We start from the raw sequence: 21,812 nt of genomic DNA on the forward strand, positions 1-21,812 counted from the left end.
GGGATGAAGGCGTACGTCTTGGGCTCGTACGGTCCGCCCGGCGTCCTGGAGCTCACCGACGTCGGCACGCCGGTGCCCGGCCCCGGCGAGGTGCTGGTCCGGGTGCGCGCCACCTCCGTCCAGCCGTACGACTGGCACCACATGAGAGGCGAGCCGTACGTCGCGCGCCTGATGGGCGGCACGCTCGGCCCGCGCGGGCCGCGAATCCGCATCCTGGGCGCCGACGTGGCCGGACAGGTCGAGGCGGTCGGCGCCGGCGTCACCGCCTTCCGCCCGGGCGACGAGGTGTTCGCGCTTCTCACGCAGGGCGGCTTCGCCGAGTATGTGTGCGTACGGGAGAGCGCGCTGGCCCGGAAGCCGGAGAACCTGTCGTTCGAGCAGGCGGCCGCGGTGCCGATGGCGGCCGTCACCGCACTGATGGCGCTCGACCAGGGAGGGGTCCAGGCGGGGCACGACGTCCTCGTGAACGGCGCCTCGGGCGGCGTGGGGACCTTCGCCGTGCAACTCGCGAAGGCGTTCGGCGCCGAGGTCACCGGTGTGTGCAGCGGCCGGAACGCGGACCTGGTGCGGTCGATCGGCGCGGACGAGGTCGTCGACTACACGAAGGAGGACTTCACCCGGCGCGGGCGGCGCCACGACCTGGTGCTCGACATCGCGGGCACCCGCTCGCTGCGGGCCTGCGCGCGGGTGCTGAAGCCCCGGGGGACCCATGTCGTCGTCGGCGGGCCGGCCGGGCGGTGGCTGCAGCCCGTCGGCCACATCATCGCGACGCTCGCGGTGTCGCCGTTCGTGTCCCAGCGCGTGGTCGTGACCCGGGTGGCCGACGGTGGCAACATCCGGGGCGACCTGATGCGGCTGACCGAGCTCATCGAGGACGGCAAGGTCACCCCGGTGGTCCACCGCGGCTACTCGTTCGGCGAGATCCCGGCGGCCATCGGATACGTAGAAGAGGGGCACGCCCCCGGAAAGGTCGTCATCACGGTCTGACCGGCCCTCCGGGGCCTGCTTCGGCCGCCACGCTCAGCCGGTCGGCCAGGTCGCGCAGGACCGGGATCAGCTCGGGCGGGTCCAGCACCCGGAACGGGAATCCCTTGGCCGCGACGTGCAGGGCCAGCGTCTCCAGCGAGTCGGAGCCCGTGTGGAACAGGCAGGCGTCGGCGCCGTGCGCCTCCAGCCGGCCGGCCGTGGGGGAGGAGCGCCGGGCCACCGCCTCGATCGGGGCCTCGAACAGGATTCGGGCCTGATAGCGGTAGGGCGCCGACGAGATCGCCTGGGAGATGTACGCCGCCACGTCACCGGAGGGAGGCGTACGCGGGGTGAACCGGGCGCCGGGCGGGTCCACAGGTCCCTGGATCCGGTCGGCCCGGAAGGTCCGCCAGTCGTCGCGGTCCACGTCCCACGCCAGCAGATACCACCGGCGGTGCGTGTGAGCCAGCCGGTGGGGCTCGACGGTACGGACCGACAGGCCGTCCCCACCCGGGTACCGCAGCCGCAGCCGCCGGTGGTCCCGGCAGGCCGCCGCGAGCGCGGTCAGCAGGCCCGGGTCGACCGTCTCGGTGACCGGCGCCGGCCCGGTCAGCGGCACGGCCGCCGCTCGGAACGCGGTCACCCGGTGCCTGAGACGGGCCGGGAGCATCTGCTCGAGCTTGGCCAGCGCCCGCACCGAGCTCTCCTCAAGCCCGGCCACGCTGCCGGTCGCCGCCGTATGCAGCCCGATCGCGACCGCCACCGCCTCCTCGTCGTCGAGCAGCAGCGGCGGCAGCGCGGTGCCGACGCCGAGCCGGTAACCGCCCGCGACTCCCGGGGTCGCGTCCACCGGATAACCGAGGTCGCGCAACCGGTCGATGTCGCGCCGCACCGTACGCAGGCCCACGCCGAGTCGTCCGGCCAGGTCGGCGCCTCGCCAGTCGCCGCGCGACTGGAGCAGCGACAGCAGCCGGAGCAGTCGTGCCGAGGTTTCCAGCATGACCGCAATTGTGCCTGCCATTGGTGACCGAAGCTGACACCGATCGTTCCTACGGTGATCGCATGACGAACACCGAGATCCGTCCGTTCCGCATCGAGATCCCCCAGGCCGACGTCGACGACCTGCGCGACCGGCTGGCCCGCACCCGCTGGGCCCCCGAGCTGCCGGGAACCGGCTGGGAGCGCGGCGTGCCGACCGGCTACCTGCGCGACCTGGCGGTGTACTGGGCGGAGAAGTACGACTGGCGGGCGCACGAGGCGGCGATCAACGCCCATCAGCAGTTCACGACCACGATCGACGGCGTCGACCTGCACTTCCTGCACGTCCGCTCGGCCGTGCCGGACGCCACGCCGCTGCTGTTGCTGCACGGCTGGCCCGGTTCGATCGTGGAGTTCCTCGACGTGATCGGCCCGCTCACCGACCCCGTGGCGCACGGTGGCGACCCCGCCGACGCCTTCCACGTGGTGATCCCGTCGCTTCCCGGGTACGGCTTGTCCGGCCCGCTGCCCGCTGCCGGCTGGACCGACGGACGTGCCGCCGCGGCGCTGGCGGAGCTGATGGACCGGCTCGGCTACGACCGGTACGGCGTGCAGGGCGGCGACGTGAGCGCCTTCATCGCCCCGCTGATCGGCCGGACGGCGCCCGACCGGGTCATCGGCGTCCACCTCAACGCGCTGGTCACCTTCCCGACGGGGGACCCGGCCGACATGGCCGCGCTCACCGAGGCCGAACGGGAGCGGCTGGGACGGATGAAGGACTGGCAGGACCGGTCGAGCGCGTACATGCAGATCCAGGGCACCCGGCCGCAGACGATCGCGCATGCCCTGCACGACTCCCCGGCCGGCCAGCTCGCCTGGATCGTGGAGAAGTTCCAGGAGTGGACCGACCCGGCCGCCGATCTGCCCGAAGACGCCGTGGACCGCGACCGGATCCTCACCGACGTCAGCCTCTACTGGTACACCGGCACCGCGGGCTCGGCCGCGCACACCTACTTCGAGCGGTTCAACGACCCGTCCATGTGGGCGCCGCGCGAGCGATCGAGCGTGCCGACGGCCGTGGCGGTCTTCCCGACGGACTTCGCCATCCGCAGGTTCGCCGACGCGACGCACACCATCGTGCGCTGGACCGAGTTCGACCGGGGCGGCCACTTCCCCGCCCTGGAGACGCCCGGCCTGCTCGTGGAGGACCTGCGGGAGTTCTTCCGAGGGCGCGCCTGACCTGCTCCGCCTGAATCCCGGGGTAGACCCCGGGATTCAGGCGGGGCTCAGGACTCGGCGACCAGGCCCTCGGGCTCGGCCTGCGCCGCCTCCGGCTCCTCGGCCCGCTCCTCCATCTCCGGGCTCACGGCCGTCGGGCTCTCCACCGGCCGCAGCCACACGACGCCGAGCGGCGGCACGCGCAGCCGGGTCGAGCAGGGCAGCCCGTGCCGCGGCTCCTCGACCGACTCGACCGCGCCCATGTTGCCGACGCCGCTCCCGGCGTACTCGTACGCGTCGGTGTTGAGGATCTCCTCCCACCGCCCGGGGGTGGGCAGGCCGAGGTGGTAGTCCTCGTGCGGGGCGCCGGAGAAGTTGGCGACGCAGGCCAGCACCGAGCCGTCCGCGCCGTACCGCAGGAACGACAGCACGTTGCCCGAGGCGTCGTCGGCGTCGATCCAGCGGAAGCCCTCGTGGGTGTTGTCGCGCGAGTACAGCGCGGGCGACTCCCGGTAGACGCGGTTGAGGTCCTTCACCAGGCGGCGTACGCCCTGGTGGAAGTCGAAGTCCAGCACCCACCAGTCGAGGCCGTTCGCCTCCGACCACTCGGCCCCCTGGCCGAACTCGCCGCCCATGAACAGCAACTGCTTGCCGGGATGGGCCCACATGAAGCCGTACAGCGCGCGCAGGTTGGCGAAGCGCTGCCACTCGTCGCCCGGCATCTTGCCCAGCAGCGACCCCTTCAGGTGGACGACCTCGTCGTGCGACAGCGGCAGTACGAAGTTCTCCGAGAAGGCGTACATCAGGGAGAACGTCATCTGGTGGTGGTGATACTGCCGGTAGATCGGCTCGCGGGACATGTAGCTGAGCGAGTCGTGCATCCAGCCCATGTTCCACTTGAAGCCGAAGCCGAGCCCGCCGAGGTGGACGGGCCGCGACACGCCGGGCCAGGCGGTCGACTCCTCCGCGATCGTCACGATCCCCGGCTCCTCGCGGTAGACGACGGAGTTCATCTCCTTGAGGAACTCGATCGCGTCGAGGTTCTCCCTGCCGCCGTACACGTTGGGCGTCCACTCGCCCTCGCGGCGCGAGTAGTCGAGGTAGAGCATCGAGGCCACCGCGTCCACCCGCAGGCCGTCGACGTGGAACTCCTTCAGCCAGTAGAGCGCGTTGGCCACCAGGAAGTTGCGCACCTCGTTGCGGCCGAAGTCGAAGACGTACGTGCCCCAGTCGGGGTGGGTGCCGCGGGCGGGGTCGGCGTGCTCGTAGAGCGGCGTGCCGTCGAAGCGGGCCAGCGCCCACTCGTCCATGGGGAAGTGCGCGGGCACCCAGTCGACGATCACGCCGATGCCGGCCCGGTGCAGCTCGTCGACGAGGTGGCGGAAGTCGTCGGGGGAGCCGAACCGCGAGGTCGGGGCGTAGTAGGAGGTCACCTGGTAGCCCCACGAGCCGCCGAACGGATGCTCGGCGACCGGCAGGAACTCCACGTGTGTGAACCCCATGTCCTTGACGTACGCGACCAGCTCACGGGCGAGGTCGCGGTAGGACAGGCCGGGCCGCCAGGAGCCCAGGTGCACCTCGTAGGTGCTCATCGGCTCGGCGAGGGCGTCGTGCGACGGCCGGGCGGCCATCCACTCCTCGTCGCGCCACTCGTACGTGGACCTCTCGACGATGCTGGCGGTCGCCGGGGGCACCTCGGTGCGGCGGGCCATCGGGTCGGCCTTCTCCCGCCAGATCCCGTCGAGGCCGAGGATCTGGAACTTGTACCGCGTGCCCTCGCCGACCTCCGGGAGGAACAGCTCCCACACGCCCGACCGGCCGAGCGAGCGCATGGGGTGGGCGGCCCCGTTCCAGTGGTTGAAGTCGCCGATCACCCGCACGCCCTGCGCGTTCGGCGCCCACACCGAGAAGGCCGTCCCGTCCACGTCCTCGTGGCGCATCACCCGCGCCCCGAGCACCTCCCACAGCCGCTCGTGCCGGCCCTCACCGATCAGGTGGAGGTCCAGCTCGCCCAGCGTCGGCCAGTGCCGGTACGGGTCGTCCGTCTCGTACGGCGGGGCGTCGGGATAGGTGATGCGCAGGCGATAGTCGGGGATCTTGTCGACGCCGGGCAGCGTCACCTCGAACACCCCGAACGCGACGTGGCCCATCTCGTGTGCCGACCCGTCGGCCAGCACCTCGACCTTCTCCGCGAAGGGGCGCAGGGCCCTGATCGTGACGCCGTCGGGCCCGGGATGGGCCCCCAAAATGGAGTGGGGGTCGTGGTGCGCGCCCCCCGCCAGCCGGTCCAAGTCCATGTCGCCCAACCTGCCCTAGATATATCCCTCCGAACACCCTGATCTTGTCAGCGAAAGGCCGCGAGCGGGATGGGCAGCCACGAGGGCCGGTTGCGCGCCTCGTAGACGACCTCGTACACCGCCTTGCTCAGTTCGAGCGCGCGCAGCAGCACCGCGTCGTCGCCGCGGATGCGCCCGCCGCCCTCGGAGTAGCCGGCCAGGAAGGCGGCCCGGTTGCGCTCCGACCACTCCCTGGCCCGGCTCTCCAGCCCGTCGGCGTTCGGGTGCCCGGCCAGCAGGTGCCGTGCGGCGTATTCGAACGAGCGCAGCATGCCCGCCACGTCGCGCAGCGGCGAGTCGAGCGCCCGTCGCTCGGCCAGCGGCTGGCCCGGTTCGCCCTCGAAGTCGAGCACGACCCAGTCGGTCATGGTGCGCATGACCTGGCCGAGGTGGTAGTCGCCGTGCACCCGCTGCACCGGGATCTCGTGGCCGACGTCGGACAGCCGGTCGAACGCCTCGGCGGCCACGGCGGCGTGCTCGCCGAGACGCGGCACCTCGGCCACCGCCTTGTCCAGCCGGCGGCGGAACCGCTCGGTCATCCGCTTGATCTCGGGCGGCTCGATCGTCCCCGTGGGGAAGGCCCGCGCGAGTTCGCGGTGCACCTGCGCGGTGGCCAGCCCGAGCCGCCGCGCCTCGGCGGCGAAGTCGCCTCCGGCGTCCTCCGCGGGCATGCCCTCGGGGCACGCGTAGAGGTCGCGCACGCTGGTCAGCGCCATCGACCAGCCCTCGTTGGCGTTCTGCAGGTACTCCTGCATGATCGCCAAGGTGGTCGGCTCGCCCTGGAGCTCGGTCTCGATCCAGCCGTACGGCCTGGCCACGTGGGCCGAGCCCGCGTCCGCGAGCGCCGTGATGATCTCCAGCTCGGGGTTCACCCCCGGGTTGAGCTGGCGGAACAGCTTGAATATGTACTTGTCGCCGTACACCAGCGAGGTGTTCGACTGCTCGGCGGTCAGCACGAGGCTGCGTAGCGAGGTGTCGATCTCCGCCCCGTGCGCGGGGTGGAAGCCGAGGCCGTCGAACCGGCGGTCGGCGGCCATCCCCTCCAGCAGGTGCCCGGTCAGGGCGGAGTCGTGCAGCGCGTCGTAGACGTTCACCTCGCGGCCGTCGCGGCGGCACGTGCCGACGAGCACGTGCCCGAGCCGGTCGGGCAGGTGCTCGCGCAGCCCGACCGGGATCTGGTAGCGCGTGCGGCGCTCCCCCTGCCGCACGCACACGATCAGGTGGAGCAGCGCGGGGTCGCCGGCGGCGATCTCGATCTCGGATTCGATGGACAGGTCGTCGATGGCGCGCCCCTTGCCGGCGAACCACCGTTGTCCGGTGATCCAGCCGGCCAGGAGTCCCTGAAGTGAAGTCGTCACTCCTCCTTCGTGCCGGCCGTCCTGTGCGTGACGGGCAGTGTGAACCAATAGAACCCATGCCCAGGGAGCGTCAAAAGATACGGAAGCTCACCGATCGGGGGAAAAGGAACTCCGCCCATGCACTCGACCGGCGTGGATCCCTCGAACCTGCGCAGGTCGAGCTCGACCGGCTGGGGGAAGCGCGACAGGTTGTTGACGCACAGGACCCGGTCGTCGCCCAGCTCGCGCACGAACGCGAGCACGCTCGGGTTGGACGAGTTCAGCTCGGTGAACTCGCCGAGGCCGAACACCGGGTGACGCTTGCGGATCTCGATCATCCGCTTGGTGAAGTGGAGCAGTGAGCTGGCGCTCTTCTGCTGCGCCTCGACGTTGATCGCCTGGTAGCCGTAGATCGGGTCCATGATCACCGGCAGGTAGAGGCGGCCGGGGTCGCAGTTCGAGAAGCCCGCGTTGCGGTCGGGCGTCCACTGCATCGGCGTGCGGACGCCGTCCCGGTCGCCGAGCCAGATGTTGTCGCCCATGCCGATCTCGTCGCCGTAGTACATGACCGGCGAGCCGGGCAGGCTGAGCAGCAGCGCGGTGAACAGCTCGATCTGGTTGCGGTCGTTGTCCAGCAGTGTCGCCAGCCGGCGGCGGATGCCGACGTTGGCCCGCATGCGGGGATCCTTGGCGTACTCGGAGTACATGTAGTCGCGCTCTTCGTCGGTGACCATCTCGAGCGTGAGCTCGTCGTGGTTGCGCAGGAAGATGCCCCACTGGCAGTTCTCGGGGATCTTCGGCGTCTGGGCCATGATCTCCGAGATCGGGTAGCGCGACTCCCGCCGCACCGCCATGAAGATGCGGGGCATCAGCGGGAAGTGGAAGGCCATGTGGCACTCGTCGCCGCCGGTGACCGGGTCGCCGAAGTACTCCACCACGTCGGCCGGCCACTGGTTGGCCTCGGCCAGCAGCACCCGGTCGGGGTAGAGGCGGTCCACCTCGGCCCGCACCCGCTTCAGGTACGCATGGGTCGCCGGCAGGTTCTCGCAGTTGGTGTCCTCCTGCTCGAACAGGTAGGGGATCGCGTCGAGCCGGAACCCGTCGATGCCGAGGTCGAGCCAGAAGCGGATGACCTCCATCATCGCGTCCTGCACCGCCGGGTTCTCGAAGTTGAGGTCCGGCTGGTGGTGGAAGAACCGGTGCCAGTAGTACTGCCCCCGGACCGGGTCGTAGGTCCAGTTGGACGCCTCGGTGTCGATGAAGATGATCCGGGCGTCCTTGTACCTCTCGTCCGTGTCGCTCCACACGTAGAAATCGCCGTACGGGCCCTCGGGGTCATGCCGGGACGCCTGGAACCACGGGTGCTGGTCGCTGGTGTGGTTCATGACCAGGTCGGCGATGACGCGGATGCCCCGTTTGTGCGCCTCGTCGACCAGCTTGATGAAGTCTCCCAGGTCACCGAAGTCCGGAAGGATCTTCATGTAGTCCGAGATGTCGTACCCGCCGTCCTTGAGGGGGGACTCGTACAGCGGGAGCAGCCAGAGGCAGTCGATGCCGAGCCACTGGAGATAGTCCAGCTTCTCGATGAGGCCGCGGATGTCGCCGGTGCCGTCGCCGTTCGAGTCGGCGAAGCCCCGGATAAGCACCTCGTAGAAGACAGCCCGCTTGTACCAGCGCCGATCCCGTGGCTCCTCCTCGGTGAAGGTGTTCGGGACGGGCTGTGTGTGACTGGGCTGCGAGTGACTGGGCTGAGGTGTCGTCGAGCTCACCTTTTGACTCCCCGGATGTGCCGAGCTGCGCTCACGGGCGGTGCGCTGACCCGTGGCGGAGCGTGAGAATGTGTGCGGGATGGACGTGCGGGTCGAGGCGCACGTAGTTCGCCTGCCCCCAGCGGTACGACTCGCCCGACAGTTGGTCGTCCACGACGAACTCGGCATGCCAGTCGAGACCGAGGGCGGGCATGTCAAGCCAGACCGTCGCCTCGTGTGTGTTGTGTGGATCCAGATTGACGACGGCCAGCACGAGATCGCCTAGTCCGTGCCGTCGTGAGGCCGTGTCATAGGCGCCGGGCAGCCGCTTGGAGAAGCAGATCACGTCCGGCTGGTCGACGTTGTGAAACCGTAGGTTACGCAATTCCTGGAGCGCCGGGTGTGCTCTTCTCAACAAATTGAGCTGGGTAATGAACGGGCCAAGGCTGCGGCCCTCACGCTCCGCCTCCGCCCAGTCACGCGGCCTGTACTGGTACTTCTCGCTGTCGAGGTACTCCTCGCTGCCCGGGCGGACCGGGACGTTCTCGGCCAGTTCGTACCCGGAGTAGACCCCCCAGGTGGGCGCCATCAGCGCCGCGAGGACCGCCCGGATCTTGAACGCCGGCACGCCTCCGTGCTGGAGGTACTCGTGCAGGATGTCGGGCGTGTTGACGAACAGGTTCGGCCGCAGGTAGTGCGAGGTCTCGTGGGACAGCTCCCGCAGGTACTCCTCCACCTCGGGCTTGGAGTTGCGCCAGGTGAAGTACGTGTACGACTGGTGGAACCCGATCTTCGCGAGGGTCCGCAGCATGGCCGGCCGGGTGAACGCCTCGGCGAGGAACAGCACGTCGGGGTCGGTCGTGTTGATGTCGGACAGCAGCCGCTCCCAGAACCGGACCGGCTTGGTGTGCGGGTTGTCCACCCGGAAGATCCGCACGCCGTGGTCCATCCAGTGCCGGACCACCCGCTTGATCTCCGCGTAGATCCCCTCGGGGTCCTTGTCGAAGTTCAGCGGGTAGATGTCCTGGTATTTCTTCGGCGGGTTCTCGGCGTACGCGATCGAGCCGTCGGCCCGGATGTTGAACCACTCCGGGTGCTCCTTCACCCACGGGTGGTCGGGGGAGCACTGGAGCGCGAGGTCGAGCGCGACCTCCATGCCCAGTTCGCGGGTCTTGGCGACGAACGCGTCGAAGTCCTCGATCGTGCCCAGATCGGGATGGATCGCGTCGTGCCCGCCCTCCTGTGAGCCGATGGCCCAGGGCGACCCGGGGTCGTACTGGTCGGGGGTCAGGGTGTTGTTGCGGCCCTTGCGGAACTGCGTCCCGATCGGGTGGATCGGCGGCAGGTAGACCACGTCGAAGCCCATCTGGGCGATCGCCGGGAGCCGCTTGGCCGCCGTCCTGAACGTCCCCGACTTGGGCGCGACGCCCTCCTGCCCCACCACGGCTCCCTCGGAGCGGGGGAAGAACTCGTACCACGAGCCGAACAGCGCCCGCCGCCGGTCCACCCGCACGCGGTTGCGGCCCGACCGGGTGAGCAGGTCGCGCAGCGGGTGCGCGGCGATCAGCGCGGCCGTCTCGGGCATCTGGGTCGCCGCGAAGCGCGCCCTGGGGTCCACCGCCTCGTCCCGCAGGCGGGCCGCGAGGGCCAGCAGCGCGGCCCGGTGCCCGCAGGTGCCGCCCGCCTCCGCCGCCGCGCAGTCCGCCGCCCGCACGCCCTTGGCCGCCCGCTCGAACAGCCGGGCGCCCTCCTCGCACATGAGGTCGGCGTCCAGGTTCCTGGGGATCTTGATGCCCGCGTCGTGCATCCACGTGGCGATCGGATCACTCCAGGCCTCGACCCGGAACTGCCACAGGCCCTCGGTGGGCAGCGTCACCTCCACGCTCCACCGGTCGGTGCCGGGCGCGACCTCGCGCATGGGCAGCATCCGGCCCGGCGTGCCGCTGGGGTCGATCAGCACCACTCCGGCGGCGACCGCGTCGTGTCCTTCGCGGAACACCGTCGCGCTGATCTCGAAGGTCTCTCCCGCGGCGGCCTTGGCGGGCCACTGGCCGCAGTCGACGACGGGCTGGATGTCCTGGATGGGAATGCGTCCGATCATCGTCACTTCGTATTCGGGGGCGGCACACCGGGTGCCGCCGGGGCTTGCGGGGCGGGAACAGCTGTGGTCGGGCGGGCAGCACGGGAGACAGGATCCGCTGGCCGCGGTCCTTCCTCGTCCATACAGGGGTTGCCCTAATAGTCCACTCTTACCCCTGTCGGACGAAAGACCGCTCGCCGTGTTTGGGATGGCGTCCCCGGGAGATCGATCATTGCGTGCCCGCCACCGTCGTCGGGCGCGCACATCACCAGGTCAAGGGTACTTTGGTGAGGTTTGAACCGGTTTGATGGTGGTGAGAGCGTTCGAGAACTGGCATCGCAGTACGACAAGTTTGATTCGGTCGCGCGTCGTGGCGCTGAGTAACTAGGGTCTGGCCCCGTGAGAGCTATCCGCAGGTTCACTGTCCGAACCGTTCTTCCCTCACAGCTCGCACCTCTGGGCGAGTTGGTCCAAAATCTCCGATGGTCGTGGCACCCCGAGACCATGGACCTGTTCGCCGAGGTGGATCCGGAGGTCTGGGAGCGTGTCGATCACGACCCCGTCGCGCTGCTCGGCGCGGTCGAGGCCGACAGGCTGCGCGAGCTCGCCCAGGACCGGCGCTTCCTGCGCCGCCTGGCCGACGCCGCCGACGACCTGCGCGAGTACATCACCGCCCCCAGGTGGTACCAGTCGCTGGAGGGCGCGCCGAAGGCGATCGGCTACTTCTCGCCCGAGTACGGCATCTCCGCCGCCCTGCCGCAGTACTCCGGCGGCCTCGGCATCCTCGCCGGCGACCATCTGAAGGCCGCCAGCGACCTCGGCGTGCCGATCCTCGGCGTCGGCCTGCTCTACCGGCACGGCTACTTCACCCAGTCGCTGTCCGCCGAGGGCTGGCAGCTCGAGCACTACCCCTCCCTCGACCCCGGCGGCCTGCCGCTCACGCTCCTCAAGGAGGAGGACGGCGCGCCGGCCCGCATCAAGATCGGCCTGCCGGAGGGGCGCGTCCTGCACGCCCAGATCTGGGTGGCCCAGGTCGGCCGGGTGCCGCTCCTCCTGCTCGACTCCGACGTCGCCGAGAACGACACGGTCGCCAGGGACGTGACCGACCGCCTGTACGGCGGGGGCGGCGACCACCGCCTGATGCAGGAACTGCTGCTCGGCATCGGCGGCGTGCGGGCCATCCGGGCCTACTGCCGGATCACCGGCCACCCGGAGCCCGAGGTGTTCCACACCAACGAGGGCCACGCGGGCTTCCTCGGCCTGGAGCGCATCCGCGAGCTCACCGAGGCCCGGCTGTCGTTCGAGGAGGCCCTGGAGGCCGTACGCGCCGGGACGGTCTTCACCACCCACACGCCGGTCCCCGCCGGCATCGACCGGTTCCCCGCCGAGATGATCGCCCGGCAGTTCGGCGGGTCCAACGCCTGGCCGACCGTGTCGGTGGACCGCATCCTGGAGCTCGGCGCCGAGCCGGACGGCCCCGACGCCGACAAGTCGGTCTTCAACATGGCCGTCATGGGCATGCGGCTGGCCCAGCGGGTCAACGGCGTGTCCGAGCTGCACGGCCACGTCAGCCGGGAGATGTTCCAGGGCCTGTGGCCGGGCTTCGACGTGGACGAGGTGCCGATCGGCTCGATCACCAACGGCGTCCACGCCCCGACGTGGGTCGGCCGGGAGATGATGGAGCTCGCCGGCAGGGAGCTGCCCTCGCTGATCGACAAGGCGCAGGGCTGGGAGGGCGTGCACAAGCTCTCCGACGCCGACATCTGGGGCATCCGCGCCAAGCTGCGCGCCCGCCTGGTCGAGGAGGCGCGCCGGCGGCTGCGCAAGTCGTGGCGGCAGCGCGGCGCCAGCGAGGCCGAGCTGGGCTGGGTGGACGAGGCGCTCGACCCGGACGTGCTGACGATCGGCTTCGCCCGGCGGGTGCCTTCCTACAAGCGCCTGACCCTCATGCTCTGCCAGCCCGACCGGCTCCGCAGGCTGCTGCTCGATCCGGACAAGCCGGTGCAGATCGTCATCGCCGGCAAGGCGCACCCGGCCGACGAGGGCGGCAAGAAGCTCATCCAGCAGATCGTCCGCTTCGCCGACTCCGAGGACGTGCGGCACCGCATCGTCTTCCTGCCCGACTACGACATGGCGCTCGGCCAGCTCATGGTGACGGGCTCCGACGTCTGGATGAACAACCCGCTGCGCCCGCTGGAGGCGTGCGGCACGTCCGGTATGAAGGCGGCGCTCAACGGCGGCCTCAACCTGTCCATCCGCGACGGGTGGTGGGACGAGTGGTACGACGGCAACAACGGCTGGGCGATCCCCAGCGCCGACGGCGTGGACGACCCCGAGCGCCGCGACGAGCTGGAGGCCACGGCGCTGTACGACCTCATCGAGCGCGAGGTCGCCGACCGCTTCTACGACCGGGCCGCCGACGGCCTGCCGCGGCGCTGGCTGGAGATGGTCAAGCACACGCTGAGCTCGCTCGGGCCGAAGGTGCTCGCCGGGCGCATGCTGCACGACTACGTCACCGACCTGTACACCCCGGCGGCGGCCTCCGCCCGGTCGCTCGCGGCCGACGGCCACGCCAACGCCCGGCTGTTCGCGGCCTGGAAGCTGCGCGTGGCCAAGGCATGGCCGGGCGTACGGGTCGAGCACGTCGAGGCGACCGGCGTGGGGGACACCCCCGAGCTGGGGGCCCGGCTGGAGCTGCGGGCCACGATCGCCCTCGGCGAGCTGTCGCCCGAGGACGTCCAGGTCCAGGCCGCCTACGGCCGGGTGGGCGCGCACGACGAGCTGCTGTCGCCCGGCTACGTCACGCTGAAGGTCGACTCGGTGGGCGACGACGGCCGGGCGCACTACACCGGCGTCGTGCCGCTGGACCGCACCGGCGCGTTCGGCTACAGCGTGCGCGTGGTCCCGTTCCACCCGCTGATGGCCTCCGCGGCGGAGCTCGGCCTCGTCGCCGTCCCGGAGGAGCCGGTCGGCATGACCAACGGCACCCTGCGCTAGGGAGCGCCCGGCCCGGTCCACCCCTCTCGCCCGCTTCCGCGGCAGGTGAGAGGGGTAGACCAGCACCATGGCACAGGCCCTGCGCATCGGGATGGTCGCGCCGCCGTGGTACGACATCCCGCCCCGCGCGTACGGCGGCATCGAGGCGGTGACCGCCGCCCTGGTCCGCGGCCTGCGGGGGCGCGGGCACCAGGTCACCGTCATCGGGGCCGGCCGAGACGTGGATCTGCGGACCTACGACGAGCCGCCCTCGGCACGGATCGGCGAGCCGTTCCCCGAGGTGGTGCACGCGGCCGAAGCGGCCCGCCTCCTGCGGGGCCTGGACGTGGACATCGTCCACGACCACTCGCTGGCCGGGCCGCTCACCGCCGCGGGGCGGCTCGTGCCGACGGTCGTCACCTGCCACAACGACGTGAGCGGGGAACTCGGGAGCTACTACCGGAGCCTCGGCGCTGACGTGTCCCTGGTGGCCATCTCCTCGGCCCAGCGCGCCCACGCGCCCGACCTGAACTGGGTGGGGCGGGTGCACAACGCCGTGGACGTCTCGGCGTGGCCGTTCCGGGAGCGCAAGGACGACTGGGTGCTGTGGCTGGGGCGGCTCAGTCCGGACAAGGGCGCGCACCTCGCGATCGAGGCGGCGCGGGCGGCGGGGCGGCGCATCCTGCTGGTCGGCAGGCGAGCCGAGCGGGCGGAGCAGGCCTACTTCCGCGAGCGGGTGGAGCCGCTGCTCGGGCCCGGCGTCGAATACCTGGGAGAGGCGGACGGCCCGCTCAAGAACGAACTGTTCTCCCGGGCCCGGTGCCTGGTGCTCCCGCTGCTGTGGGACGAGCCCTTCGGCATGGTCATGATCGAGGCGATGGCCTGCGGCACGCCGGTGGTGGCGCTGCGACGGGGCGCGGTCCCCGAGATCGTGGCGGACGGGGTGACCGGCTACGTCCGCGACACGCCCGACGAGCTTCCCGCCGCGATCGAGGCGGTCTCCGCCCTCGACCCGCACGCGGTGCGCGACCGCGTGGTCCGGCACTTCGACGTGCCCGTGATGGTCGAGGGTTACGAGCAGGTCTACCACGGCGTCACGGCCGCGACGCCGGTCGCTCCCCGGCGGCCCCTCCCGGTCCGCCGCTGATCTCCCCTCTATGGTGGGGCCATGGGTGAATTCGTCAGGGTGGAGATCTCCGAGCACATCGCCACGATCCGGCTCGACCGGCCGAAGATGAACGCGCTGAACCGGCAGGTCCAGGAGGAGATCGCGGAGGCCGCGCGGCTCGTGGACGCCGATCCGAACACGCACGCGGTCATCGTCTACGGCGGCGAGCGCGTCTTCGCGGCCGGCGCCGACATCAAGGAGATGGCGGTCATGTCCTACGCCGACATGGCCGTGCACTCGCGCACTCTGCAGGAGTGCTTCACCGCCGTCGCGCGGATCGGCAAGCCGGTGATCGCCGCGATCACCGGGTACGCCCTGGGTGGCGGCTGCGAGCTCGCGCTGTGCGCCGACTTCCGGGTGGCCGGAGAGAGCGCGAAGCTCGGCCAGCCGGAGATCACCCTCGGGATCATCCCCGGCGCGGGCGGGACCCAGCGCCTGCCCCGGCTCGTCGGGCCCGCCCGGGCCAAGGACCTGATCTTCACCGGGCGGCACGTGGACGCCGCCGAGGCGCTCGCCATCGGCCTGGTCGACCGGGTGGTGCCCGACGGCGAGGTCTACACGGCGGCGCTCGAACTCGCCGCGACGTTCGCCGAGGGGCCGGTCGCCGCGGTCCGGGCGGCCAAGCTCGCGATCGACCACGGCCTCGAGACCGACCTCGACACCGGCCTGGAGATCGAGCGGCTCCAGTTCTCCGGCCTGTTCGCCACGCAGGACGCCCGTGAGGGCATGACGGCCTTCGCCGAGAAGCGCCGCCCCAAGTTCACGGGCCAGTGACTTCGCCGCGCCCTCTGTGTTGATTTGCCGCGCCCCTCGCGGGTCAGGCCGTGTGGGCGAGGATGGCGTCGGCCAGTTCCGCGTGCACCTCGGGCGGCAGGGTGTGGCCCATGCCCTTGACCGTCACCAGCCGGGCGCCGGGGATCTGCTCGGCGATGAGGGCGCCGTGGCCCGGCTTGGCGGGTTCGTGCGTGCCCTCGACGACCAGGGTGGGCGCCTTGATCCGGTGCAGGACGCCCACCGGTTCGAAGTCCGGCTTCGCCGCCGCGGCGAGCCGGTGGTTGGCCGCCGCGTCGAGGTCACGCGCCCGGTCGTACAGGCGTTCCTGCAGCCTGCGCGAGGCGTCCTCGTCGAACGGCAGCCCGGTGCCGTGCAGCACGCGGTCCTCCGCGATCATGCGCTCGATCCGCTCCCGCCGGTCGCGCGGCGGCGGCGCGGCGATCAGCTCGCGGTAGAACGCGACGAACTCCGGCGTGGGCTCGGGCAGGCTGCCCTCGGGCTGCGGCTCGCCCATCAGCGCCCGCATGAGCACCGCGCCCTCACCGCCGCCGAGCGGCGAGGAGGCGATGACGGTGAGCGTCCGCACGCGCTCCGGCCGCTCCACCGCGATCAGCTGCCCGAGCAGCCCACCCGCCGAATGGCCGACCAGATGCGCGCTGTCCAGCCCGTGCGCGTCCATCACCCGCAGCACGTCGTTCTTGATGTCGTCCCATGTGTACGGATCCTTCGAGAAGTCGATGACGTCGGACATCCCGGTGTCGCGGTGGTCGTAGCGGATCACGCGCCGGCCGCCGGCGGCGAGCCGGCCCACGAACTCGTCGGGCCACAGGATCCCCTGCGACATCGAACCCATCACCAGCACGATCGGCGCGTCGGCCGCGGCCCCGAACTCTTCACTCCAGATGTTTGGCATGGGCTAAAGCTTGTCCTCTTCGGCCGCCGGCGCCTTCCGTAGAACTACTAGCCGCGCCAGTTCCGTACGTGAGGTGATGCCGAGCTTCGGATAGATCTTGTACAGGTGGTATTCGACCGTGCGCGGGCTGAGGAACAGCCGGGCGGCGATCTCCTTGCTGGTCGCGCCGCCCGCCACCAGGGTGGCGATGCGCAGCTCCTGCGGGGTGAGCGTGTCCAGCGCCGTCCCCCCTACGTCGGGGATCGCCTCGGGAACCGCGGCTGCGTCCGCACCCGTTCGCATGCTCTCGCCCGCCGCGCGCAACTCCCCGTGGGCGCGCCGCGCCCACGGCGCGGCTCCCGCCCGCTGGAACGTCTCGAACGCCGCGCGCAGATGCGCCCTGGCCTCACCCGGCCGGTGCGTACGGCGCAGCCGCTCGCCCAGCAGCAGCCCCGTCCTGGCCGCCTCGAACGGGTTGGCGTGCAGCCGCGACGCCTCGCCGAGCGCCTCGACCGCCTGGTCGTCCGGCAGGACCAGGCCGCGGCACCGGGCGAGCAGTGCCCGGGACTCGGCCGTCCCCGCGTGAGCCGACCAGCGTTCGTACGCCTCCAGCGCCCTGCGCGCGGCGTCCGGGTCGCCGGCGCCCACGGCGGCCTCGATCCGGTCCGGCGTGGTCCGCCAGACCACCGCCGGATGCCCGGCGCCCGGCCCCGCCGAGACGATCGCGGTGAACCGGTCGTGCGCCGCGGCGAACCGGCCCAGGCACAGGTCGAGCATGGCCAGGGCGTACGCCGCGACCCCGGCGCGCAGCCCCACCCGGTGCGGGACGGCGATGGCCAGCGCCTCCCTGGCGTACCGGGCGCAGACCTCCTCCTCGCCGCGCAGGGCCGCCACGGCCGCGAGGTTGGCGAGATGCGCGGCCACGGTGTTGGTGTATCCGGCCTCGCGAGCCAGCTCCAGCGCCTCCTCGGAGACGGCCCGGCTCTCCGCGAGGCGCCCGGCCAACCGTTCCGCGGTGGCGACGAACTCCAGCACCACGGGCAGCTGGCCCGTCATCCCGGAAACCCTGGCCACCCGACCGGCCCGCTCGGCCAGCTCGGCTGACAGGTCCACCTCGCCCAGTTGGCTGGCCGCCGCCGCCGCCCACAGGAACTCGGCCGCCTCGCGCAGCTCGCCCGTGCGGCCGAGGGCCCGCCTGAGCAGGTCGTGCCCGCTGCCGTCGGCGAGCGCCGCGCCGATGCCGGCGACCACGTCGCGCAGGAACCCCTCGGGGAAGGCGGCCGCCCGCCGCCCGATCTCGATGATGGCCTCCGTGTCGCCGACGTACGCCGCCGCCTCCGAGGCGTCGGCCAGCATGTCCAGGGTGTCGCCGGACGCGAGGATCCGTACGGCCTCGGCTGCGTCGCCCGAGTTCAGCTCGAACCGCCCCCGTAGCTGGGCGATCTCCATGTGCAGCGCGGCGTCCGCCCCCGCGAACTCGCGGGCCTCGGCCAGCAGGGACTCCGCCTGGCCGGGACGCCCCCCGAGCCAGGCGGCCACGGCGGCGTCCTTGAGCCGCCGGGCGCGTACGAGCGGTTCCGGGGTGAGCTCGGCGGCCCTGGTGAGGGCGGTGGCGGCGGCGCCGTATCCGCCCCGGTCCCGGTCCAGCTCCGCGGCCCGCGCGAGCGCGGCGGCGACCGATTCGTCCTGTCCGAGCGCGGCCCCGGCCAAGTGCCAGGCTCGCCGGTCCCCGTCGGACAGCTCGGCCAGCACCGCGTGGGTTTCGCGGCGTTGGGCGGGGGAGCCCGCCTCGTACACGGCTGACCGGATCAGCGGATGGCGGAACCGCACGTGCGTCCCGGACACGCCCGCGAGCCCGGCGGACTCGAGCTCGGGCAGCGCCGCTTCGCCGGCGCCCAGCCGCTCGGCGGCCCGCAGCACCAGGCCGAGATCGCTCTCGACGGCCGCAAGCAGGGCCGTCACCCGTGCCCCTTCGGACAGCGCGGCCACCCGGTCGCCGAAGAGCCGGTTCCCGCCGGGCAGGGGGTCGGGCAGCGGTTCCCGGCCGGCCCGCTGGGCGGGGGTGAGCAGCCGGGCCGACTCGCGCAGCGCCAGTGGATTGCCCCCGGTCAGTGTCACGAGGTCTCGCCTGACCGGCGCCGCGAGCGTGAAGCCGGCGTCGAGCAGTTCCGCGGCGGCGGGTTCGGCCAGCCCGGCGATCTCCAGCGAGGGCAGGCCCTTCACCGGCATGTCGCCGCGTACGGCCAGCGGCATCGCGATCGGCTCCGTGCCGAGCCGCCTGGCGGCGAACAGCAGGGCGTCGGCCGAAGGCCGGTCCACCCATTGGAAATCGTCGACCACGCAGATCAGTCCGTTCGGCGCGGCGGCCTCGGCCAGCAGCGACAGCACTCCTGCCGCCAGCAGGAACCGATCGCCGGAACCGGCCGGGGCCAGCCCGAGCGCGCCGCACACGGCCTCGGCCTGCGGTTCCGGCAGCGCGTCGAGCAGCCCGGTCACCGGCAGCAGCAACTGGTGCAGGGCGGCGAACGCCAGATCGGCCTCCGCCTCGACCCCGGTGGTCCGCAGCACCCGCATGGGCCCACCCCGGGAGGCCGCCAGGTCGAGCAGCGCCGTCTTGCCGGCACCGGCCTCACCGCGCAGCACCAGCGCGCCCCCTGAGCCTTTCCCGGCCCGATCGATCAGGTCGTCGATTGCGGCCGTTTCCGCCGATCTGCCGTAAAGCACAACCGCAGACTGTATTGCCTGGCGAGGTCGCGTCCGACGCGCCCATACGGGCAGAGGGACGGAGAGCCGCTTCTCAGCGACCTTTGAGCAACTCTGTACTTTGCGTCAAGAATCGCTCGAAAATGCCGCTATCGTGGCGGCTCATGATGCGGTTGCGAGTGCTGGGCCTGTCACGGCTGCGCCGGGCGCTGCTGTCCCGGCTCGACTCTCGATACGTCACCAAGCCCGACCATCGGCAGGACCTGAAGGACGCCCTCTGGGAGGTCCAGATGCTCCGCCGGGAGATCGTGGCGCTGCGTGGCGAGGTCGACCGGCTGCGGCGGGCGACCGTGACGCCCGTCAAGGCGGCGCCGGAGCCCCGGGTGACGGCGGACCCCAAGGTGGCCGAGGCGCACCGGCTGGCGACCGAGACCGCGGAGGCGGTGGACACGCTGCTGCAGAACGAGATGCGCATCTGGCAGGCGATCGACGATCTGTCGGCGCGGGTGGGCGCTCCCGGACGGGCGGGGTGACCGGTCGTGCGGGTGCGGTGGACGCGTGACACGGACGTCTGGCGGCTGGTCTTCCTGCTCGACGCGGAGGACGAGACCACGGGGGCCTGCACCGACGGCCACCCCATCGAGTTGCGTACCAACTCCTGCCACGTCCGGACCGGGGACGCCGGCGCGTCCCCGCATCCCGACCTGCTCGCCGTCGCCGCGTGGACCGTCGTCGCGCCGTGGGTCAGGCGGCGGGTGACGTTCGACCGGCCGATCTCCGCCGGGCTCGCCGAGGCGCTGCGTACGGGGTGGGGAGTGGACGCCGGGCCGGTCGGGGCGGACGCCAGGAGCGGCACCCGTCTGGCCGTCTCCTACAGCGGGGGCGCGGACTCGATGGCCGTGGCCGCGATGTTCCCCGACGCGCCGTTCGTGCACTTCCAGCGGGTGAGCCACCCCCGGGTGCCCAACCGGTGGACGCACTACCGATCCGAGGTGCTGGCACAGCTCGTCCACAAGACCGGACGGGAGGTCCACGTCGTCCAGTCGGACCTGGAGTTCGTGCTGAGCCGGCCACGGCCGGGTTTCCCCGAGCACCACGCGGTGACGGCGGGCGCGCTCCTGCTCGCCGACGACCTCGACCTCGGCGGCGTCGCCTTCGGACACGAGCTGGGGTCGCGCTGGCTCGGCGGCGAGCGCTACACCCACCGCTACAGCCCGGACAACCCCATGTGGGCGGCCGACGGTCCGTGGGGCCGCCTGTTCGCCGCGGCCGGGGTCGCGATGGTCCTCCCCGCCGGCGGCCTGAGCGAGCCCGTGACCATGCGGATGGCCATGGAGTCCGACCTCGCGCATCTGGTCCGCTGGTGCCTGCGGGGGGACATGGACGGCCCCTGCGCGAAGTGCGCGAAGTGCCTGCGCAAGGAGCTGATCCTGGCGGCCGTGGAGCGGCGGCCGCTCGACACGCCGATCACCGCCGCGATGCCCGCCGCACGCAAGTGGCAGGAGCCCCCGCCGTACGGTGGCCAGGAGACCATCGAGTACGGGTGCGCGCACGTCCCGGGCATCGAGGACACCCCCTTCGCCAAGGCGGCGGAGTACCTTCGGGCGACGCCCGAGTCCGTACGGTGGCTGGAGCACTGCTATCCGCCCGCGCTCAGGGAGATCCCCGAGCCCTGGCGCGCCCGGGTCGAGGCGTACGTCGGTGAGAACATCGGGCTGATGACGGAGGACGAGGCACGCCGGGTGGAGACGTGGGGGTCACGATGAAGATTTACCTGTCGGTGGACATGGAGGGGGTCACCGGGCTGACCGACCCCGAGGAGATGCACCACGGCGGCCGCGGCTACGAGCGCGGCTGCGAGATGATGACGGGGGACGCCAACGCGGTGATCCAGGGCGCGTTCGACGCGGGCGCCGCGTCCGTGCTGGTGAACGACGCCCACGGGTCCACCAAGAACCTCAGGATCGACCTGCTGGACGAGCGGGCCACCCTGATCAGGGGTCCGGGCAAGCCGCACCGCATGGGGCAGGGCCTCGTCGCCGGCCTGGACGCCGCCTGCTTCGCCGGCTACCACGCCCGGGCCGGCGTGCCGCACGGAGTGCTCAACCACACGTGGATGGGCAAGGAGATCCAGAACGTCTACCTGAACGGCGAGATCTGCGGCGAGACCCGGATCGTGGCGGGCTTCGCGGGCTCGCTGGGCGTGCCGGTCGCGCTCGTCACGGGCGACGAGGCGGTGTGCGAGGAGGCCAGGGAACTGCTCGGCGAGGTCGAGACGGTCGCCGTGAAGAAGGGCATCGACAAGTTCTCCGCCGAGTTGCTGCCCCCGTCTGTCGCCTGGCGGCGCATCCGCGAGGGCGCCGCCCGCGCGCTCGGCAGACTGTCCGACTTCCGGCCCTACGTGGTCGAGCCGCCGTACACCCTCGGCGTGGAGTGGAACTCCACCGCCATCGCCGCGGCCTGCTCGATCGTGCCCGGCGTACGGCTCGCCGGTCCCCGGCACACCGAGTTCACCACGGACGACTACCACGAGATCATGGCGCTGTTCGGGATCTTCTCGATGATCGGGGGTCAGGTGGCCTGCGGCAGCGGCCGGTACGGCTGACGCCCGGTCTCCTCTCCGATCCGTCCCCCAG

General features: G+C 71.7%; 15 protein-coding genes. 8 read left to right on the forward strand and 7 right to left on the reverse strand.

Annotation, left to right across the window (positions count from 1 at the left end):
• Nucleotides 1-3: 3 nt before the first annotated feature.
• Nucleotides 4-987, forward strand: coding sequence for an NAD(P)-dependent alcohol dehydrogenase (locus Msi02_RS04750; RefSeq protein ID WP_204047241.1), 984 nt, complete (start codon nucleotides 4-6; stop codon nucleotides 985-987).
• On the opposite strand, the gene Msi02_RS04755 is transcribed toward Msi02_RS04750, so the two are convergent.
• Complete coding sequence (locus Msi02_RS04755) at nucleotides 977-1,966, reverse strand: helix-turn-helix transcriptional regulator (RefSeq protein WP_204047242.1); 990 nt, start codon at nucleotides 1,964-1,966, stop codon at nucleotides 977-979. The two genes, Msi02_RS04750 and Msi02_RS04755, sit on opposite strands and share 11 nt — an antisense overlap.
• A gap of 62 nt (nucleotides 1,967-2,028) precedes the next feature.
• Here Msi02_RS04755 and Msi02_RS04760 point away from each other — a divergent pair, with 62 nt between their 5' ends.
• A complete protein-coding gene (locus tag Msi02_RS04760; RefSeq protein WP_204047243.1) occupies nucleotides 2,029-3,183 on the forward strand; it encodes an epoxide hydrolase family protein in 1,155 nt (384 codons plus the stop codon).
• Nucleotides 3,184-3,230: 47 nt separating this feature from the next.
• On the opposite strand, the gene glgB is transcribed toward Msi02_RS04760, so the two are convergent.
• Genes glgB through Msi02_RS04780 form a run of 4 tightly spaced genes read right to left on the reverse strand, consistent with a single transcriptional unit; the run spans nucleotide 3,231 to nucleotide 10,684 of the window.
• Nucleotides 3,231-5,459, reverse strand: coding sequence for a 1,4-alpha-glucan branching protein GlgB (gene glgB, locus Msi02_RS04765; protein WP_204047244.1), 2,229 nt, complete (start codon nucleotides 5,457-5,459; stop codon nucleotides 3,231-3,233).
• A 47-nt stretch (nucleotides 5,460-5,506) separates the two neighbouring features.
• Nucleotides 5,507-6,856: a maltokinase N-terminal cap-like domain-containing protein gene (locus Msi02_RS04770; protein ID WP_204047245.1), complete on the reverse strand. Its 1,350-nt coding sequence runs from the start codon at nucleotides 6,854-6,856 to the stop codon at nucleotides 5,507-5,509.
• Nucleotides 6,853-8,604: a maltose alpha-D-glucosyltransferase gene (gene treS, locus Msi02_RS04775; protein WP_204047246.1), complete on the reverse strand. Its 1,752-nt coding sequence runs from the start codon at nucleotides 8,602-8,604 to the stop codon at nucleotides 6,853-6,855. The genes Msi02_RS04770 and treS overlap by 4 nt, the downstream gene beginning before the upstream one ends.
• Before the next feature lie 31 nt (nucleotides 8,605-8,635).
• The gene (locus Msi02_RS04780) at nucleotides 8,636-10,684 is read right to left on the reverse strand and encodes an alpha-1,4-glucan--maltose-1-phosphate maltosyltransferase (RefSeq protein ID WP_204047247.1); all 2,049 of its coding nucleotides are present in this window, start codon (nucleotides 10,682-10,684) and stop codon (nucleotides 8,636-8,638) included.
• Nucleotides 10,685-11,062: 378 nt separating this feature from the next.
• Here Msi02_RS04780 and glgP point away from each other — a divergent pair, with 378 nt between their 5' ends.
• The 3 genes from glgP to Msi02_RS04795 all read left to right on the forward strand — a co-directional run bounded on the left by glgP (nucleotide 11,063) and on the right by Msi02_RS04795 (nucleotide 15,581).
• Nucleotides 11,063-13,660 (forward strand): alpha-glucan family phosphorylase, encoded by a 2,598-nt coding sequence (gene glgP, locus Msi02_RS04785; protein ID WP_204047248.1) that lies wholly within the window; start codon nucleotides 11,063-11,065, stop codon nucleotides 13,658-13,660.
• Nucleotides 13,661-13,727: 67 nt separating this feature from the next.
• The gene (locus Msi02_RS04790) at nucleotides 13,728-14,786 is read left to right on the forward strand and encodes a glycosyltransferase family 4 protein (RefSeq protein WP_204047249.1); all 1,059 of its coding nucleotides are present in this window, start codon (nucleotides 13,728-13,730) and stop codon (nucleotides 14,784-14,786) included.
• Nucleotides 14,787-14,807: 21 nt separating this feature from the next.
• Complete coding sequence (locus Msi02_RS04795) at nucleotides 14,808-15,581, forward strand: enoyl-CoA hydratase/isomerase family protein (protein WP_079316776.1); 774 nt, start codon at nucleotides 14,808-14,810, stop codon at nucleotides 15,579-15,581.
• A 43-nt stretch (nucleotides 15,582-15,624) separates the two neighbouring features.
• On the opposite strand, the gene Msi02_RS04800 is transcribed toward Msi02_RS04795, so the two are convergent.
• Nucleotides 15,625-16,494: an alpha/beta fold hydrolase gene (locus tag Msi02_RS04800; protein WP_204047250.1), complete on the reverse strand. Its 870-nt coding sequence runs from the start codon at nucleotides 16,492-16,494 to the stop codon at nucleotides 15,625-15,627.
• A gap of 3 nt (nucleotides 16,495-16,497) precedes the next feature.
• Entirely contained in the window at nucleotides 16,498-19,197 is a 2,700-nt protein-coding gene (locus Msi02_RS04805; protein ID WP_204047251.1) for a helix-turn-helix transcriptional regulator, read from the reverse strand.
• Nucleotides 19,198-19,340: 143 nt separating this feature from the next.
• Between Msi02_RS04805 and Msi02_RS04810 the strand changes: the two genes are divergently transcribed.
• The 3 genes from Msi02_RS04810 to Msi02_RS04820 are packed head-to-tail and all read left to right on the forward strand — an operon-like array spanning nucleotide 19,341 to nucleotide 21,781.
• Nucleotides 19,341-19,709, forward strand: a complete 369-nt coding sequence (locus Msi02_RS04810; protein WP_239108126.1) for a hypothetical protein — start codon at nucleotides 19,341-19,343, stop codon at nucleotides 19,707-19,709.
• Nucleotides 19,710-19,715: 6 nt separating this feature from the next.
• Entirely contained in the window at nucleotides 19,716-20,942 is a 1,227-nt protein-coding gene (locus tag Msi02_RS04815; protein WP_204047252.1) for a DUF6395 domain-containing protein, read from the forward strand.
• The gene (locus Msi02_RS04820) at nucleotides 20,939-21,781 is read left to right on the forward strand and encodes a M55 family metallopeptidase (protein ID WP_079316785.1); all 843 of its coding nucleotides are present in this window, start codon (nucleotides 20,939-20,941) and stop codon (nucleotides 21,779-21,781) included. Before Msi02_RS04815 ends, Msi02_RS04820 begins: the two co-directional genes overlap by 4 nt.
• Nucleotides 21,782-21,812 lie beyond the last annotated feature (31 nt).

Source organism: Microbispora siamensis (genome assembly GCF_016863095.1).
Taxonomy (GTDB): domain Bacteria; phylum Actinomycetota; class Actinomycetes; order Streptosporangiales; family Streptosporangiaceae; genus Microbispora; species Microbispora siamensis.